Raw genomic sequence first — 16,168 nt, forward strand, 5'->3', positions numbered from 1 at the left:
TCACCCTTTCCGCAGCCGGGGATTAAAAATTTGTTCCAGCGAGTAGCCAGCAAAAGCAAACCCGATGACCAACGCTGTAATTAACACACCCGGCGGCAAGATCCACCATAGCCATGCATCTGTCAGGAAAGCACTTCGCGCCTGTGCATAATACAGGGTCGTTCCCCAGCTTTTATTCAAAGGGTCGCCCAGCCCTAGAAAACTGAGGGAAGCCTCCAACAAGATGGCATTGCTTGCCGCCATGATGAATTGCGATAAGGCGATCGGTACGACTCCCGGCAAAATATGACGGAACATCACGGTAGGAACGCTGCTGCCAATTGATCGCGCGGCCTCCACGAACCCTTTCGTTTTTATCGTAAGGACCTGTGAGCGAACCACCCTAGCAGGAGATGCCCAGGTCAATACGGTAATGACGAAAATGAGATTCCAAAAGCTCGGACCGATAAACGCGGCGAGTAAAATCATCAATGGCAAAAAAGGCACAACGAGTACCAAATCTACCAGTCTCATGAAAGCAGAATCGATTTTCCCCCCGAAGTAACCGGCAACGATCCCCACAAGAGAACCAAGCAAAATAGAAAACAACGCAGCTAAAATACCGATCGTCAGCGAAATGCGCGAGCCGTATAGGAGCTCGCTAAAGATGTCTTGTCCAACGTCATTGGTTCCGAGCACATAATCTCCGCCTGGCGGAAGAAATGGCGTTGCTACACGTTCGTCTGGGTCAAAAGGTGCTAAGAGTGGTGCCCCTAGCGCAACAATGACAAATAGAAGAAGGATGATGGTACCAATCGCCCCAAGTCGGCTAGACTGAAAAATGGTCCAGTACTGCAGCCATTTGCTTTTATCCATTGTTCCTTCCCACCTTTGGATCGAGAATCGGGTATAAGATGTCCGCTAGGAAGTTGGCGATGACTACGCTCAGCGTAATGATAAGAAATGCAGCCTGTATCACCGGATAGTCCCTGCTTAAGACGGCCTCAAACATCAGCCTGCCGATGCCTGGGTAAGCAAAAACGGTTTCAATCACCGTTGCTCCTCCAAAAATATTACCGAGACTGAGCATGAATACCGTAGCTACCGGGAGTAACGCATTCCGCATGGCATGACGGTATTTGATCATTTTTTCTTTAACGCCTTTGGCTCTGGCCATCATAATGTAGTCCTCGCCCAGCACGTTCAGCATCGAATAGCGCATCGTCATATAGGTTGTCGTAACGGTGATCAATACGAGTGTCACCAACGGTAAAACGAGATGATGGGCAATGTCGGTAACTCGATCTAAGCCAGTCAAATTGCTCCATGCCGTCTGTGCCCCAAAGATAGGAAACAGACCCCATTGTGCCGCGAAAATCGCTACCAGAATCATGCCCAGCCAGAAGGACGGCATCGCGCTTAAAAACATGAAAATCGTCAAGAGACTAACATCGCTTCTTTTCCCCCACTTCCAAGCAGATATCGTCCCAAAAATGACGCCTAACAAGGTAGAAATCGCTAAATTCAATCCAGTTAACAGTAGCGTCCACGGCAACCGCTCCGAAATCAACTGCGTTATTGGCATCTTTTGTTGGTAGGAATAGCCGAAATCCATCGTCGCCATATTCCCCAAATAGATGAAGTATTGCTCCAAAAGTGATTGATTTAATCCGTGTGCCTCTAATATGGCCTCCTTCTCTTCCGTCGTCATAAGCATGATGTCTTCTCCAGCTATATACGCGAGGGGACTCCCTGGCATCAAACGAGGGAGGAGAAAGTTCAATGTCAGCATAATAAAAATAACGAAAATATATTGAGTGACCTTGCCTGTTAGAAATCGGGTCATGAGTACACCTCTTCTTTCGATAATCAACAGGAGCAAATGGTTCCCCCGCAATAACCTGGTGGAGCATGACTGCAGGGGAAGCTGTCAACATGCTTACCGTTCGTTGTTCGTTTTTCTTCTACTGAGCAAGTACCATCCACCCGCTACGACGACGATCATGATGAGAATGGTCACGATCGAGGTCGTGCCTTTTCCTGTATTCGCATTCGCTTGTTCTTGCGTGCTTGCAGGTGTTGCTGCTGGCTGTTCCGTTGTCACAGCGGCTTTTTCGCCATTGGAAACAAAGGAGAGCTTGTTGATGATGCCTTTCCCATCCTGGAATACCCACCCATCGTATTTAGCGGGATTGTACGCACTAATTTCCTCTGCATAGTACAAGGGGACGATCGGATAATCTTTGGCTACCTGCTCTTGCATCTGATTGATAATCTGTTGGCGTTTTTCCGGTTCCAATGTCTCATCGAGCTGCTCAGCCAGCTTGTCAAACGCTGCACTTTTGAATCCGCCAATATTGGTTCCCCCTTTGCCAGCTAGATCGGAGTGGAACAAATCAATCAATCTGGCAGGGAACAGCTGCATCGTAGTCGACCAGCCAAACATCGTCATGTCATAATTCCGGCCTTTGGTGACATCATATTCGGGCCAGACAAGACTAATCACGGTATCGGGGTCCATTGGTCGAACTTTCATATCAATCCCGATGGTTTTCATCCATCCCGCAATGATTTCGGCAGATCGTATGCTAGAAGGATTGTTTGATTGGACCAGATTGACGAGTTCGAGCTTGTTGCCATCTGGCGCCTCTCGTAGGCCGTCATTGTCCGTGTCTTTATACCCTGCTTGTTCAAGAATGGATTTGGCTTGTTCGACATCGGTCTTATGTACGACTGCCTTGTTGTAAGAAGAAGTAGCTGGATGAATAAAGCCGGGACTTCCTTTTGTGCCAAAACCGAGCAATACCGTATCTACCAAGTATTGCGGATCGATAGCAAGACTTATCGCTTGGCGAAATTTTTGATCGGACATCGGGAACTTTTCAGCGTTGAATTGGAGAAACGTTGTAGCAAAACCGGGGCCTCTTTCCACTTTAATAGACGGATTGCTTTCAAACTCTTTGACGAGTTCCGGCTGGACTCTGCGACTGATGACATCCAGCTGCCCTGCCTTTAATGCTGTAAACATGGCGTTAGCTTCTGCGATGATGGGGATGACTAACGTATCGATTTCCGGTTTTCCTTTAAAGTACTGCGGGTTCGCTTTCAGCTTATAAAATTGATCCTTTTTGTAATCCTCTAAAATGAAAGGGCCGCTCCCCAAGGAATTGTTAAAGTTATCAGGATCAGTCACAGAGCTCCAAATATGTTTCGGAAGAATCGGCAAATCAGCGAGAGGTTGAATGAAGAAATCTGGTTCAGGCTTCTCAAGCTCCATGATCACAGTGGTTGGGTCGGGTGTTTGAATGGTTTTCACGAGTGCAGCTGGGGTTGTAAAGCGGGATTTTTTATATTTCAACAGGTATTCGTAGGTGAATTTCACATCCTCTGAGGTCAAAGGCTTTCCATCCTGCCACAAGATTTGGTCATGCAAAATCATTTTGTATTGCTTGCCGTCTTCGGATACCGTGAATTCTTTAACCAGCCAAGGAATCGGTTTGTTGCCTTTATCGAGGATAAATAGCGGGTCGTAGAGAAGATTGACCAGCTCGAGTCCAGGAAAACCGGTATTGTATGTGTACAGATTCAAGGAGCGTTCATCCTGTGTGATCCCAAGCTTCACCTCCCTGTGATTCTCGGCACCAGCCGGAACAACGAACAATGTGGAAAACAGAGCGATGAGCAGCCATATGATCCCGACTCGATTATGCTTCATCCGACATCTCTCTCCTAGTAGTTAATCAGTTCTTTCAAATGGAAGTTCCCATCACGTTTATATGCTTCTGCTAATGCAAAATGACCATGCGTTGCCAAACCGTGATACACATGAATGGCTTGATCGAGTACCTTGTGCACGGCTCTTCCCTTTTCGTAGTCAGAGGGTAACGCGGTAAACCCAGGGACGATAGCCTCCATTGCCTTCGCATCGACTGCTTCTTCAAAATGTCGGCCACTGAACTCCATCTGACTGTGCAAGACATCCATCGCTCGATTTTTTTGTTCCCACACCGACGAAATATCAACGACACAGTTGGGATGATGCGGAGTCATGTAATAGATCGTCGGGATCGGGTGAGCTTCCAAGCCAGGCATTTCATCTAAAGCAAACTCACGGCTGGCCAATGCGATACTTTCCAAAATCAAAATCATGGCTTGTCTACGGTCTGGGTCCAAGTCGTGAAAGGAATGCTCTGGGTCCTGCGTAATGATAATATCTGGCTTCACTTCTCGGATAATCCGTACAAGCTTTTTCTTGGACTCCGGACTGACATCTACATAACCGGATTGAAAACCGGGAAAATACATCTGAACCCCCAATACCGCTGCCGCCTCTGTAACCTGCGGGCGTGATTTTTCGCTAGACAGCATGATCGAGGCGTACGATTCCCCTCCATTGTTCACGTTAATGGCAAGAGCACCGCCACACTCCACCACTTCCATGCCGTACACACCTAACAGCAACATTTTCTTGCCCATTTTTTCATCTCCCTTATCATCCTGTTTGATTGATATTTTCTGTATTATGAAAATATTCTGACTTGATGATACTATACCCCACTAACCTATATTTCGCAATAATAAAAAAGCTTCATTTCTGAAGCTTTTTATTTCATCAGCTTATTCATCGTGGTTAACAGCTCGTCAATGACTGCGCTGTCCCCTTCTTGGATACGTTCAATCACACAGGATTTCATATGCCCTTCCAAAAGGATACGTCCCACTGAATTTAAGGCAGATTGTACCGCAGCAATTTGATTCAAGACATCATCACAGTAAGTATCCTTCTCCACCATGCCTTTAATCCCGCGAATCTGTCCCTCAATCCGATTGAGTCGCGCCTGCAAGTTTTGCTTGGTTTTTTCTGAATGATGACTGTTTCGATCAGATGTATGACAAGACTGTACAACGTTCAATTCTGCACTTGACAATGAGATTCCTCCTCTAATCATCCTAGCAAACATACGCTTCGATTATAATCTAAATTTTCAAAACGTAGCAAGTTCCATATTCACATATTCATCAGGAAGACAGTCCCAATTCTTTTCGGACATTTTCCAATCCATATCGCTCAACAAACTTGAAAAACTTCTCTCTCTTTTTCCCTTGCGTCTGATACAACGTAATCATGCTTTGGACGATGGAGGATAATTGTTCTTCCTTCACCTGCTCGACCAGGAGCTCGGCTGTTTTGGCCTCCATTGTTTTCGATTGACCTCCGACGTAGATTTCAAAGGTTTCTTTTCGCTTGACGATCCCAATATCTTTTACCAACGGCTCTCCACAGGCATTCGGGCAACCCGTATAACCGACTCTCATCGTAAAAGGAACGGCCATCCCTGCAATCGTATCATTCAAATTTCTTGCTGCCTCTAGCCCTTCAATCTCTGCTCCTTTGCAAAAAGAACAGACAGACAAATTCTTCACAACAGAGCCCGTTTCGTACACGCATAAGCCTTTTTCACGCAGCGCTTTTTTGGCATCGTCAGCCTTCTCTTCATTCATCTCGACAATAAGCTGCTGAAAGATTGAAAGTTCAATTTGTGCATCCTCGCCAACGATTTGACCGATCGCCACCATATCTGTTGGTGTAAACACAGAACCGCCGACACGAATTTCTGGACTTACGGCAAACTGTACACGCTTCAAAAGGCATTCCTCCTACACTATTTGAATTTGTAACATTCAGTCAACCGAAGACTTTATGAAAGGCTGCAATTTTATAATCACAGCCTTTCCCACAACCTTTGCTTAAACGACATCGTATCCTTGATCTTCAATGGTCTCTTTCACATTTTCCAGCGAAACAACGGATTCATCAAATGTCACGCTTACCTGATTGTCAGCAAGGCTTACCGTTGCTTTGCTAACCCCGTCTACTTTTTGAAGAGCACCTTCTATGGAGATGACGCAGTGATTGCAGGACATTCCTTGTACGTTCAAAGTGACATTCATTTTACATCCTCCTTTGTTTTTGGGAAGCTTTATTTGATTTTATTTTACAATACCCCTGTAGGGTATACAATACCCAATTTACATTTTCCTGCTGTGTACCTACAAAAAAGCTCCCCTCTATAAAAGACGGGGAGTTTTTCCTTACGCTTCTTGGCTGAGATGATTTCTGGTGGGAACAAAAAACACTTGCTCCACCTCATTCGCGGATAATGGACGGCTGTAATAGTACCCTTGTATTTCCTTGCAATGATTTTCTGTCAAAATATCTAACTGATCCTTCGTTTCAATGCCTTCTGCAATTACATCCAATTTCAGATGCTTCGCCATCGAAATAATAGTGGCCACAATGGCTTTATCGTTATCATTTCGAGACAGGTCTGTTATGAAGGAGCGGTCAATCTTTAGTTTGTGGATCGGGAACTTTTTCAAATAGCTCAAAGAGCTGTAACCGGTTCCAAAATCATCCAAGCTAATTCTCGTTCCAATTTTGTTTAACTCATGCAGGATACTGATCGATACTGCCGGGTCCATCATCATGCTCTCTGTGATTTCCAGTTCCAAAAAGTGTGGGCCAAGCTTAGTTTCCTCGAGGATATTTTTGATGTACTGGACTAGGTTCCGTTGGTGGAATTGATGGGAGGACAAATTGACGGAGACGGGTATCAACGGTCCCCCTCTATCATGCCACTGCTTCATTTGTCTGCACGCTTCGCGAAGCACCCACGTACCAATCTCATAGATCAGCCCTGTCTCTTCCGCAATAGGGATAAACACTCCTGGTGAAAGCATCCCTTTGGTCGGATGATTCCACCTGACGAGCGCCTCGACTCCGATCATGCGATTACTTTCCGCATGAAATTGAGGTTGGTAGTACACTACCAGCTCATTACGTTCAATTGCTTTTCTGAGATCACTTTCTATCTCAATATTTTCCAGCAATTGCACATCAAACTCGGGCGTATAGAACAGGTGACCATTTTTCCCCTGTTTTTTCACCTCGTACATGGCCGTATCCGCTTTTTTGAGCAGCGCGACAGCATCCGTTCCGTGGTCTGGGAATATCGCTGTTCCAATACTTGCTGATATGTAAAATTCACTGTCTTTTAGCGAGAATGGCTGTTTCAACGCTTCAATGATCTTATCCGCTAAACTCGCCGCTTCCCTACGGTCCGCTCGTGTTTTGCAGAGGATGGTAAATTCATCTCCACCCATACGAGCAATTGTTGCATGGTACCCTTCCGCACTCTTTACGATTCTGTCGCTGACCCCCTGCAAAAAGATATCGCCGTAGGAGTGACCCAAGGAATCATTGATCATTTTGAAACGATCGATGTCGAGAACCATGACAGCAAAGCTGGTTGAATCTTGGCTGCTTTTTTCAATAGATTGATGGAGGACTTGATTAAACTTTCTTCGATTCGGTAAGTCGGTCAGCTCATCGTGATAAGCCAAATACCTAATTTTTTCTTTCACGCGATTCTCTTCGGTAATATCCTTCACAATGATGTGATTCCCAACAACTTCTCCCTCAATTTCAACCGGGACATTGAGTACACTCAGCTCTACGCGATTTCCGTTCGGATGAAAGATGGCCGTCTCAAAATTATTACGATTGGGCTGAAAAGACTGGGCAAAAGAATCTTTGGTGATGTCCCTTTTCTCCTCAACTATATGCATGCCAATTTTCGATACATGTTGATGGATGAATTCTTCCTCCCGTAGTCCACCAATCTTCGTGACAGCTGGGTTCATTTGGATAATACATCCACCTGTATCTAAGGAAATAATGCCGTACTCATTATTTTTATAAAGGGAACGATACCAGCTTTCACTTTCCTGAATGACCGTATCTTTTTGCGAGAGTCGTTTGTTAATAAACAAGCCGAACAATGTAATGCCCATCAGTAAAAAGGTGGCCAAGACAATGATATAGGCCAAGGTCTCCGGTTCGATCTGCGTTTCTATCTCTGTTGTCGGCACTTCCGTTACGTAGAAATGCGCTGCAACCATCCCGGTGTAATGCATACCCGCGATTGCAGCTCCCATAATGAGTGAGCTGCCCAATTTATATAAATATGCGTATTTCGATTGATCACGGCGAAAGTAAAACAAGAGCCAAAGTGCCGCTGCCGAAGCAGTCGCTGCAATGATAATGGATAAAATAACGATCCACATATCGTATGTAATTTCGATAATCATCGCGGCCATTCCCACGTAGTGCATCCCAGATATTCCAGCAGCCATAAGAATTCCCGCGATACCTAGCTGTCTTGCATTGAGGTTGCTTTTCGTGACGGTAAACAACGCTATGCTTGAGACAAAAATGGCAAGAATAACAGATAGGATGACATACTCCATGTCATAAAGAACCTTAATTGGGAGGGTAAGTGCCAGCATTCCGACAAAATGCATGGACCATATTCCGAGCCCCATCGTTGTGGCACCAAATATCAACCAGAGTAGCTGATGCTTCCCCTTACTTGTACTCACTCTGGCTGCCAGGTTGAGAGCAGAAAAAGAAGCTGCAACCGCGATTAAATAAGAGAGTATCACAAGGAAACTGTCGTACGTCCCATGTATCTGATGATCCACGCTCCTTCACCGCCTTCCTTTTGTAAAATCTCGATGGTCTCACTTAAACCATGCTGCCTGATTCACCATAACGATTTACCTGCAAGAAGGAATCGATTTCTTTCGTAGGCAGCGGTTTACTGTAGAAGTACCCTTGGACTTCATTGCACATTTGTTCCTTTAGAAAATCAACATGTTCTTGTGTTTCTACACCCTCTGCAATAACAGCAATTTTCATGTTGTGTGCCATATCGATGATCGTTTTAATAATCGCTTGATTCCGTGGATTCAAATTCCGGACAAAGGATTGGTCGATTTTTAGCCGATCAATCGGAAATTGACTTAGATAGCTCAATGAACTGTAGCCCGTCCCGAAATCATCGATACTGATGCTAATCCCGAGACCTTTCAAACGATTCAAAATCCGAATTGTATAATCTACATTTAGCGCCATGCTTTCCGTGATTTCCAGCTCCAAGTATTGCGGAGATAAGCCCGTCTCTTCAAGGATCGAGGTAATCATCTCAATGAGATTGTTTTGCATAAATTGGCGTAAGGATATATTCACCGCAACCGCCAGCTGAGTAAAGCCTGTTTCCTGCCATACTTTTATCTGTTGGCATGCCGTTCGCATTACCCATTCTCCAAGCGGTACGATTAAGCCTGTTTCTTCTGCGATCGGGATAAATTGAATAGGTGGAATGAGACCAAGGTCTGGATGTTCCCAACGAATCAACGCCTCCATACCGATAATCTGGCCCGTCTGTAAATGAATCTTCGGTTGGTAGTGCAGCGTAAATTGTTTCTCATCCAAAGCTTTTCGCAGCTCTCTTTCAAGCTGTAGCTTTTTGGCTAAAATCTGATGTAGCTCCTCCGAGAAAAATTGATAATTGTTTTTCCCTTGCTCTTTTGCCAAATACATGGCAGCGTCTGCATGCTTCAATAGCGCTTCAATATCGTCTCCATCTTCCGGATACATGCTGATGCCGATACTTGGTGTGATAAAGATTTCGATATGGTCTAACGTAATCGATTCGGACATGCTCGTGATGATTCGCTGCGCAATTTCACCAACTTCTTTGTGTGTGACACCTGTGAGAAAGATGGCGAACTCATCTCCGCCTAGTCGAGAAACAGAATCCCCTTTTCGCAAACACCCGATGAGACGATTGGCTACTGCTTGTAAAAGGACATCCCCTATGGAGTGACCCAGCGTATCATTAATGTTTTTAAATCGATCCAAATCGATGAACATGACGCCGATGTTTTCATCTTTTTGTTTTGCTTTGACCATCGCCTCTGCCAGCTTTTCATGAAAAAGCGTTCGATTAGGCAGGTTGGTTAAGGAATCGTAATGGGCCATGTAGCGAATCGTTTCTTCCGCCTTTTTTCTCTCGGTGATATCAATCATGGAGCCTACCATCTCCACGATCTCCCCATTTTCCTCAATAGGTGACAACGTAATGTAAAAGTCATTTCCGGATAGTTTCAGTTCGAAGGTAACGGGCTCGCCAGCAAACGCTCTGCGAAAATAGCTTTCCATATGCTCTGCTACCTCATAAGGAAAGATTTCATACGACGTTTTTCTCAGCATCCTCTCAGACGTTAGCCCGAGCTCTTCCGCCATTTTCCCTTCACACAAGGTATAGGTGATGTTCCCTTTCGGATCTGTCACGATCTTGAACACACAGTTTTGCAAGTTTTGGACCGTCCTGCGAAAATCGTTCTGCAACGCTTCTGCCAAAGCTGCCTCTGCTTCAATGCGGTCGGTAATATCCGTACGGATTGAAACATATTGATACGGAACTCCCCGGTCGTCTAGAAATGGCACGATGGTCGTATTCATCCAGTATTCATTGCCGTCTTTGGCGCGATTCTTCACTTCGCCCTTCCAAACACGTCCTTGCTTGATCGTTTCCCACATCAATTTAAAAAACGACTTGGAATGATAGCGAGAGTTAATGACCCGATGTGTATTTCCAACTAATTCATCCACTTCGTATCTGGAGATTTCACAAAACTTGTCATTTACATAGGTAATGACGCCTTTGTCGTCTGTAATCGCTACAATCGAAGATTCATCCAGTGCATTTTTGATATCGTGCAAGTCCTTCATCGTCTTTGATAGAGACTCTTCCATCTGCTTGCGTTTCGTGATGTCCGTCCCGATTGCCACGTACTGATAAAGGAATCCACTGTCGTTCATGAATGGCACTAGCGTCATGCTAAGCCAATATTCCGTACCGTCCTTTGCCCGATTTTTCATCTCGCCTTTCCATACTTTTCCTCGGCTGATGGTCTCCCATAGAGATTTAAAATAGTCTCGCGGATGGAAACCGGAATCGACGATGTTATGGTTTTCTCCGATTAATTCCTCTCTACTAAACTTGGATATTTCGCAGAAGTTGTGATTGACGTAGGTGATGATTCCTTTTTCATCTGTGATCGAAATAACAGATGACTCTTCCAATGCAGATAATGCATACTTTACATCTCTGATTTGATTAAACACATGGCACCCCCGCCTATTCTCGCCTTACAATTGAAACTTACGGATGGAATGCTGCAGCTCTTCTGCCATTTCGGCGAGTGTACTGGAAGCGGTTGTAATCTGTTCCATAGAAGCTGTTTGTTCTTGTACAGAAGCAACTACGCTTTGTGTGTTTTCCGCTGCCATCCTTGAAACATGCGCAATTCCCTCTATAAATTCCACTACGGAAACAGTTCCGTTACTGGCTTCATTGATTTGTCCTGACATTTCTTGTGTTCTTTTTGAGACTTCGTCTACTACCCCCAAGATTTTGTAGAAGGCAACTCCAGCTTGTTCGATCATGATGACTCCTTCTTTAACAGCTACGTCCCCTTGATTCATGACGTGAATCGCCTTTTCCGTATCTCTTTGAATATCTCCGATGATGGAAGCGATCTGCGAAGCTGCTTGCGCGGATTGTTCTGCTAATTTGCGAACTTCATCTGCTACGACTGCGAATCCTCTTCCCTGTTCCCCCGCTCTCGCCGCTTCAATCGCTGCGTTTAACGCCAATAAATTCGTTTGACTCGCGATTTCCGTAATAATCGAAATGATGGAACCAACTTCTTTTGATTTTTCACCGAGCATATTGACCACTTCGGTAGAAGAGCTCACTCTTTGATTAATCTCATTCATTTGTTCGATTGATTTGGCAACCACTTCATTGCCTTCGGTTGCTGTTTTGTTCGCTTCAACGGATGAGCTGATCGCATGATCCATGCTCATTGATACTTGCTGCATGACTTGCGAGATGCTCACGGCAATCTGTGTGGCATTCTCCGCATCATTTACTTGCTGTTCAGCACCTGCTGCAATATCTTGGATCGATTGGGATACGTTCTCTGCTGTCTGGCGTGTTAATTCGGAGCTGGCTGTCAATTCCTCGGAGGAGGCGGCTACTTGTTGTGAATGGAAGGAGACTCGTACTAATAAATCTTGCAGATTGTGCTTCATTTGGGAAAAATGGCGGGCTAGTTCACCGATTTCGTCGCGATTCTTGATTTGAATATCTGCTGAGGCCAAGTTCCCTGCAGCAATTTGTTCTGCTGCATGCGTGATCAGTAAAACGGGACGAGAAATGGCACGTCCAATCATGAGGGCAATACCTACTCCTGTGAGAAGAGCAAGTAAGCTAAGCAAGATAACAAGGAGCTTCGTAGATTGAATATTGCTATCCAGCTCGGCAATATCTTGTTCCAACAGTTTCTGTTCGAGAGCAACAAATTCTTGGGCTTTTTGTATAAACAATTCGCCGACTGGCGTACATTCATCTCTGACCAAGCGCGTGTACTCTTCTACTTTGTTTTGTTGCTTTAACGCTACAACCCGCTCAATAATTTCCTCGTGTTGGGCATGCAGCTCATTCATCTCTGTTACAAGTTTTTCCCCTTCAGCATTCATACCCATTTTGGATAGTTCGGAAGTAAGCTCTTTATAACTGTCATTTGCCTTCGTATACCCCGTCAGATAACTGTCATCGCCTACAATGACGTATCCTCGTGCATACTTTTGTCGTTCACTGACACTTGCAATAATGTCCTTGGATAGCATCTCCTTGTTAATTCGGTCTTCTATCATTGTCCGATAACGAGAATCGATGGATGCAATCTGAGAATAACCAATGCCTGCGACTGCCACTAAAAGTAATAACACTGCCAAAAATCCTAAAAAAAGCTTTTTCCTTACCGTCAACTTCATAATAGTTGTTTCCTCCATCGAAATTCTACGAATTATTCCTGCATTCTGTGAAATATGTAAGTTATTTAATAATCCCTTTCTCTTATGTAACGGCATTTTCTATAGGTCTTTTGAACTTTTTTATCATACAACATCGTTCTGTAACATTTATAGAATTCTTTTCGACAATGAAAAAGCCCCGACTGCCAAGGCGGACGAGGCTTGCATATACATTTATGCGGCTACTTTTTCTTGCATGGCTATCGTTTTGGCGCCCGAAAACCTGCTTGCTGCGCTTCTTCCTCCGTCGCAAACCACACCTCCGCTTTTGTTTGCTCGTAGCTAGCGGAGCCTGAAACGTGATAGATTTTCTCGCCTTTGCTGTTGATATTGCCCTTGATGGTTTTGCCTTCAGGTGGCGCGGTGACAGCCGCCGTATTGTCCTTGGACTGTTTTTGGGGCTTGGCTTTTTCCTTAGGAGCCTCTGCCTGCTGCCCTTCTAAAGCCCACAGCCCGCGATTCTGCTCCCGTGCTTCCCTCTCCGCTGCCAGGAACAGATCTGCTTGAGCTACATTCGGTGGGATCGTCATGATCCGGGCGTAGCCATCACGAACGAGCTTTTCATTGACAAAGGTGCCGTCTTCCAAATATACGTAAGCAAGCAAACGCTTGTACTTGTCATAAGGCTCGACATCGAACTTCAGCTTGACCTTTTTGCCAGTTAAAAGCTCCTTGGAGTAATTGCTCGCTTCTTTTCCATACGGTTCGACCGGATGGTTGGGTTTTACTGTCTCTGGGGTATCTACGCCAATCATACGGACTTTTTCCCCGCTGTCCAACTCGAATGTATCGCCATCAACCACTCGTTTGATCACAGCATCTATCTCGCCGTTAGCTTCTGGCTGACCGGACGCTCCACATGCCGATAGCAAAAGAACCAGTGCGAGCAGAAATACGGTTAATTGTTTCATAGACTTCCTTCTCCTCTTCTACGTTGCATTGTTTTCCAGCGTAGTGGATTTGCCAACCCAGGTCAATAGGATAGAAAAGCAGTCCGTTTTTTCCTAACGAAAAAAACGACCTTCACGCAAAGGTCGTTTTGTCTATACGTCCAGATTTTAGTCACGATCGGCGCTAAACAAGAACAACAGGACGACCACGACAATAATAATCCATATAAATTCCTCGTTTTCGCGATCAAAAAAACCGTCAAACAGACCCATGGCGGAGTCCTCCTTTCCTTCTCGCTACAGCCTATGCAAAAGGCTAGACGCGTGCCAGTAGTTGGAAGAGCCCAAAAGTAAAATGCGTGTTCAAAAGTCGACTTTTTGAAAAAACGTTTCGGGAATGAATTACTTACAAGTAGACAAGATCAAATGCGTATAGGTACCTAGCTGTTTTCCTTCATTCGTAAAACCAAGATTGGCAAGCTCCTGTAGCAATCGGGAGCGATCGGCATAACAGCGGTCCTGAATATCTGCTATCACTCTCGTATGACCTGCCTCCCTTAGGGTATCAAGATGAGCTTGTCTATGCGCCTGATCCTCAAACATTAAATCGGCAATGACCAACCGTCCCCCTGGTTTTAACACGCGGCGACATTCCGCCAAGGCAAGCTGCTTCTGATCATCCGTCAAATGGTGCAAGGCGTAACTCGTAGCCACAAAGTCAAATCGATTTTCTAAAAATGGAAATGCGAAAAAGGTTCCCAGCTTCGTCTCGACCTCTGGGTGTTTCGCTCTGCATTGCTTCAGCATTTGCGGAGATTGGTCGAACCCGCTCATCCTGGCTCCTTTTTTCACGAGACGCCCTGCGAGGTTTCCTGTACCCGTTCCGGCATCCAGACCGCACTCTCCTGATTTAACCGCAACAGTCGCAACAACCTCATCCAGCACGTTTTCGTATGATTCATGACCATTCCCGCCATGTACCCATTCGTCATAGCGGTCCGCCCATTCATTAAAATTCCATCGATCCACCCAGTTATCCCGTGTCTGCTTCAATCGCTTGTTCGCTTCTGCCAATGTAAACAGCTCGCCTGGATCAATCGATTCTCTACCCTTTATCCGTTCAATCATCGCTTCTGTCGTTTGGATGACTTTGCTCATTTCTACCCATCTTGTATACATAAACGAACGCTGCAGCTCTAAATAATGGAGAAGACTGCCTTCCTGATCTTTCATTTGAATCAGGAGCTCCCGAATGTCTTCTACCGCCATCCCGACCTCGCGCAGTGTCATGATGGTTTGCAGCCTCCAGACATCTTCCTCTGTGAACTGGCGATACCCGGACGCATCTGCTTTCGATGGCTTGATCAGCCCTTTTTCTTCATAATATCGAATCGCACGCGGAGTTATTTGCAAGCGATGGGCCATGTCTTTGATTTGCATGGAACTCTCTCCCTGTATCATTCTTTTTCTATCATAAACCTTGACGCAGCGTGAATGTACAGAACGAATGAAAAAAAGCTGCCGGATTCTTTCCGACAGCTCGTTTCTATCATATTAATGTGTCGCCGGCTCAGAAATTTGCTGGAGAGCGTCACTCGCCTCATCGTGGTGAACTTGACGAACAGCCATATCTGCCAACGCCACAATTCCGACCAGCTTGCCTTTCTCGACAACAGGCAATCGACGAATTTGATGCTGGGCCATGATCCTGGCCGCTTCATCGACAGTCGTTCCTGGTTGCCCAAGAATAATGTCCCGTGTCATGACCACCTCGGTGGCAGTCGATCCCTCATGCTTTTCAGCCAAACCGCGAATGACGATATCGCGGTCCGTAATGATCCCGATCACATCCTCTTTTTCATCCACAACCGGAATGACCCCTACATTCCAATCGCGCATTTTGCAAGCCACTTCATACACATTATCCTTAAGCGTCACAGTAGCGACATCTTTTGTCATAATTTCGCGCAATGTGCGATTTTCCAGCTTCGCCATTTCATTCTCCTCCTTTTGCTAATCAACGATTGTAGTTTGTCCTCTCCTCTATCGTTTCATGCGCAAGAAAGAGTATGATATATTGCGCTTCTTCCAAAAACAGACTATGATTAATAAGTGAATATCTCACCCATTTTTAGGAGGAAAAAGAATGGTCATTAAGGACACGGGAATTGGCACGAAAGAAGTCTTTTTCGCCGATCTGGAGCACTACATGAGCGAACTCGGCTTTGATCGCGGCGCTTGGGATTACAAGCATGCTACATACGATTATAAAATCCATGATAAAGGCAATGTCTTCTACCTGCGTATCGAAGCGAACGTATCAGAAGGCAAACTTGAGGATTCGCACTCCGTACTGAAGCTCGAAGATCCTTATATGGGCAAACATCTTTTCCCACACGGTCTGGATTACGATTACCCAATGCCAGACTCCGTTGTAAAAACAGCGAAATTGAAGCTGCAAATGCTGGGCGAAAAGCTGTCCTCACACTAAAAAATGAAATGGCACGGT

At 45.3% G+C, this 16,168-nt stretch carries 14 protein-coding genes; 1 reads left to right on the forward strand and 13 read right to left on the reverse strand.

Translation table 11 applies throughout. The annotated features are described in order from the left end of the window. From HPY27_RS08895 to HPY27_RS08955, 13 genes are all read right to left on the reverse strand, one after another. A complete protein-coding gene (locus HPY27_RS08895; RefSeq protein WP_174224797.1) occupies positions 1 to 855 on the reverse strand; it encodes an ABC transporter permease in 855 nt (284 codons plus the stop codon). Further along, positions 848 to 1,825, reverse strand: a complete 978-nt coding sequence (locus HPY27_RS08900) for an ABC transporter permease (protein ID WP_173621529.1) — start codon at positions 1,823 to 1,825, stop codon at positions 848 to 850. Before HPY27_RS08900 ends, HPY27_RS08895 begins: the two co-directional genes overlap by 8 nt. Before the next feature lie 93 nt (positions 1,826 to 1,918). Continuing rightward, on the reverse strand, positions 1,919 to 3,694 hold the full coding sequence (locus HPY27_RS08905; protein WP_174224798.1) for an ABC transporter substrate-binding protein: 1,776 nt from the start codon (positions 3,692 to 3,694) through the stop codon (positions 1,919 to 1,921). Between the two features lie 14 nt (positions 3,695 to 3,708). Next, positions 3,709 to 4,455 (reverse strand): PIG-L deacetylase family protein, encoded by a 747-nt coding sequence (locus HPY27_RS08910; protein ID WP_017247944.1) that lies wholly within the window; start codon positions 4,453 to 4,455, stop codon positions 3,709 to 3,711. Between the two features lie 128 nt (positions 4,456 to 4,583). Then, entirely contained in the window at positions 4,584 to 4,907 is a 324-nt protein-coding gene (locus HPY27_RS08915; RefSeq protein WP_017247943.1) for a metal-sensitive transcriptional regulator, read from the reverse strand. A 91-nt stretch (positions 4,908 to 4,998) separates the two neighbouring features. Next, positions 4,999 to 5,625, reverse strand: coding sequence for an NAD(P)/FAD-dependent oxidoreductase (locus HPY27_RS08920; RefSeq protein WP_017247942.1), 627 nt, complete (start codon positions 5,623 to 5,625; stop codon positions 4,999 to 5,001). A 102-nt stretch (positions 5,626 to 5,727) separates the two neighbouring features. Then, positions 5,728 to 5,931: a copper chaperone CopZ gene (copZ, locus tag HPY27_RS08925; protein ID WP_017247941.1), complete on the reverse strand. Its 204-nt coding sequence runs from the start codon at positions 5,929 to 5,931 to the stop codon at positions 5,728 to 5,730. 141 nt (positions 5,932 to 6,072) lie between these two features. Beyond that, positions 6,073 to 8,523 (reverse strand): bifunctional diguanylate cyclase/phosphodiesterase, encoded by a 2,451-nt coding sequence (locus tag HPY27_RS08930; protein ID WP_174224799.1) that lies wholly within the window; start codon positions 8,521 to 8,523, stop codon positions 6,073 to 6,075. A 43-nt stretch (positions 8,524 to 8,566) separates the two neighbouring features. Further along, entirely contained in the window at positions 8,567 to 11,014 is a 2,448-nt protein-coding gene (locus HPY27_RS08935; RefSeq protein WP_174224800.1) for an EAL domain-containing protein, read from the reverse strand. Between the two features lie 24 nt (positions 11,015 to 11,038). After that, the gene (locus HPY27_RS08940; RefSeq protein ID WP_254612846.1) at positions 11,039 to 12,748 is read right to left on the reverse strand and encodes a methyl-accepting chemotaxis protein; all 1,710 of its coding nucleotides are present in this window, start codon (positions 12,746 to 12,748) and stop codon (positions 11,039 to 11,041) included. A gap of 221 nt (positions 12,749 to 12,969) precedes the next feature. Then, positions 12,970 to 13,680 carry a thermonuclease family protein gene (locus tag HPY27_RS08945; RefSeq protein WP_174224802.1) on the reverse strand — a complete coding sequence of 237 codons (711 nt, stop codon included), beginning with the start codon at positions 13,678 to 13,680 and terminating at the stop codon, positions 12,970 to 12,972. A gap of 381 nt (positions 13,681 to 14,061) precedes the next feature. Continuing rightward, positions 14,062 to 15,099: a MerR family transcriptional regulator gene (locus HPY27_RS08950; RefSeq protein ID WP_174224803.1), complete on the reverse strand. Its 1,038-nt coding sequence runs from the start codon at positions 15,097 to 15,099 to the stop codon at positions 14,062 to 14,064. A gap of 114 nt (positions 15,100 to 15,213) precedes the next feature. Next, positions 15,214 to 15,654, reverse strand: coding sequence for a CBS domain-containing protein (locus HPY27_RS08955; protein WP_017247935.1), 441 nt, complete (start codon positions 15,652 to 15,654; stop codon positions 15,214 to 15,216). A 151-nt stretch (positions 15,655 to 15,805) separates the two neighbouring features. Here HPY27_RS08955 and HPY27_RS08960 point away from each other — a divergent pair, with 151 nt between their 5' ends. Further along, positions 15,806 to 16,150 (forward strand): YugN family protein, encoded by a 345-nt coding sequence (locus HPY27_RS08960; RefSeq protein WP_017247934.1) that lies wholly within the window; start codon positions 15,806 to 15,808, stop codon positions 16,148 to 16,150. The last annotated feature ends 18 nt before the right edge of the window (positions 16,151 to 16,168 follow it).

The organism is Brevibacillus sp. HB1.1, assembly GCF_013332445.1.
Lineage (GTDB): Bacteria > Bacillota > Bacilli > Brevibacillales > Brevibacillaceae > Brevibacillus > Brevibacillus porteri.

Bases quoted from the DNA above. Each gene is read 5' to 3' on its own strand.
- HPY27_RS08895 (WP_174224797.1), bottom strand. From the start codon at position 855: ATGGATAAAAGCAAATGGCTGCAGTACTGGACCATTTTTCAGTCTAGC.
- HPY27_RS08900 (WP_173621529.1), bottom strand. From the start codon at position 1,825: ATGACCCGATTTCTAACAGGCAAGGTCACTCAATATATTTTCGTTATT.
- HPY27_RS08905 (WP_174224798.1), bottom strand. From the start codon at position 3,694: ATGAAGCATAATCGAGTCGGGATCATATGGCTGCTCATCGCTCTGTTT.
- HPY27_RS08910 (WP_017247944.1), bottom strand. From the start codon at position 4,455: ATGGGCAAGAAAATGTTGCTGTTAGGTGTGTACGGCATGGAAGTGGTG.
- copZ (WP_017247941.1), bottom strand. From the start codon at position 5,931: ATGAATGTCACTTTGAACGTACAAGGAATGTCCTGCAATCACTGCGTC.
- HPY27_RS08940 (WP_254612846.1), bottom strand. From the start codon at position 12,748: ATGGAGGAAACAACTATTATGAAGTTGACGGTAAGGAAAAAGCTTTTT.
- HPY27_RS08945 (WP_174224802.1), bottom strand. From the start codon at position 13,680: ATGAAACAATTAACCGTATTTCTGCTCGCACTGGTTCTTTTGCTATCG.
- HPY27_RS08950 (WP_174224803.1), bottom strand. From the start codon at position 15,099: ATGCAAATCAAAGACATGGCCCATCGCTTGCAAATAACTCCGCGTGCG.
- HPY27_RS08955 (WP_017247935.1), bottom strand. From the start codon at position 15,654: ATGGCGAAGCTGGAAAATCGCACATTGCGCGAAATTATGACAAAAGAT.
- HPY27_RS08960 (WP_017247934.1), top strand. From the start codon at position 15,806: ATGGTCATTAAGGACACGGGAATTGGCACGAAAGAAGTCTTTTTCGCC.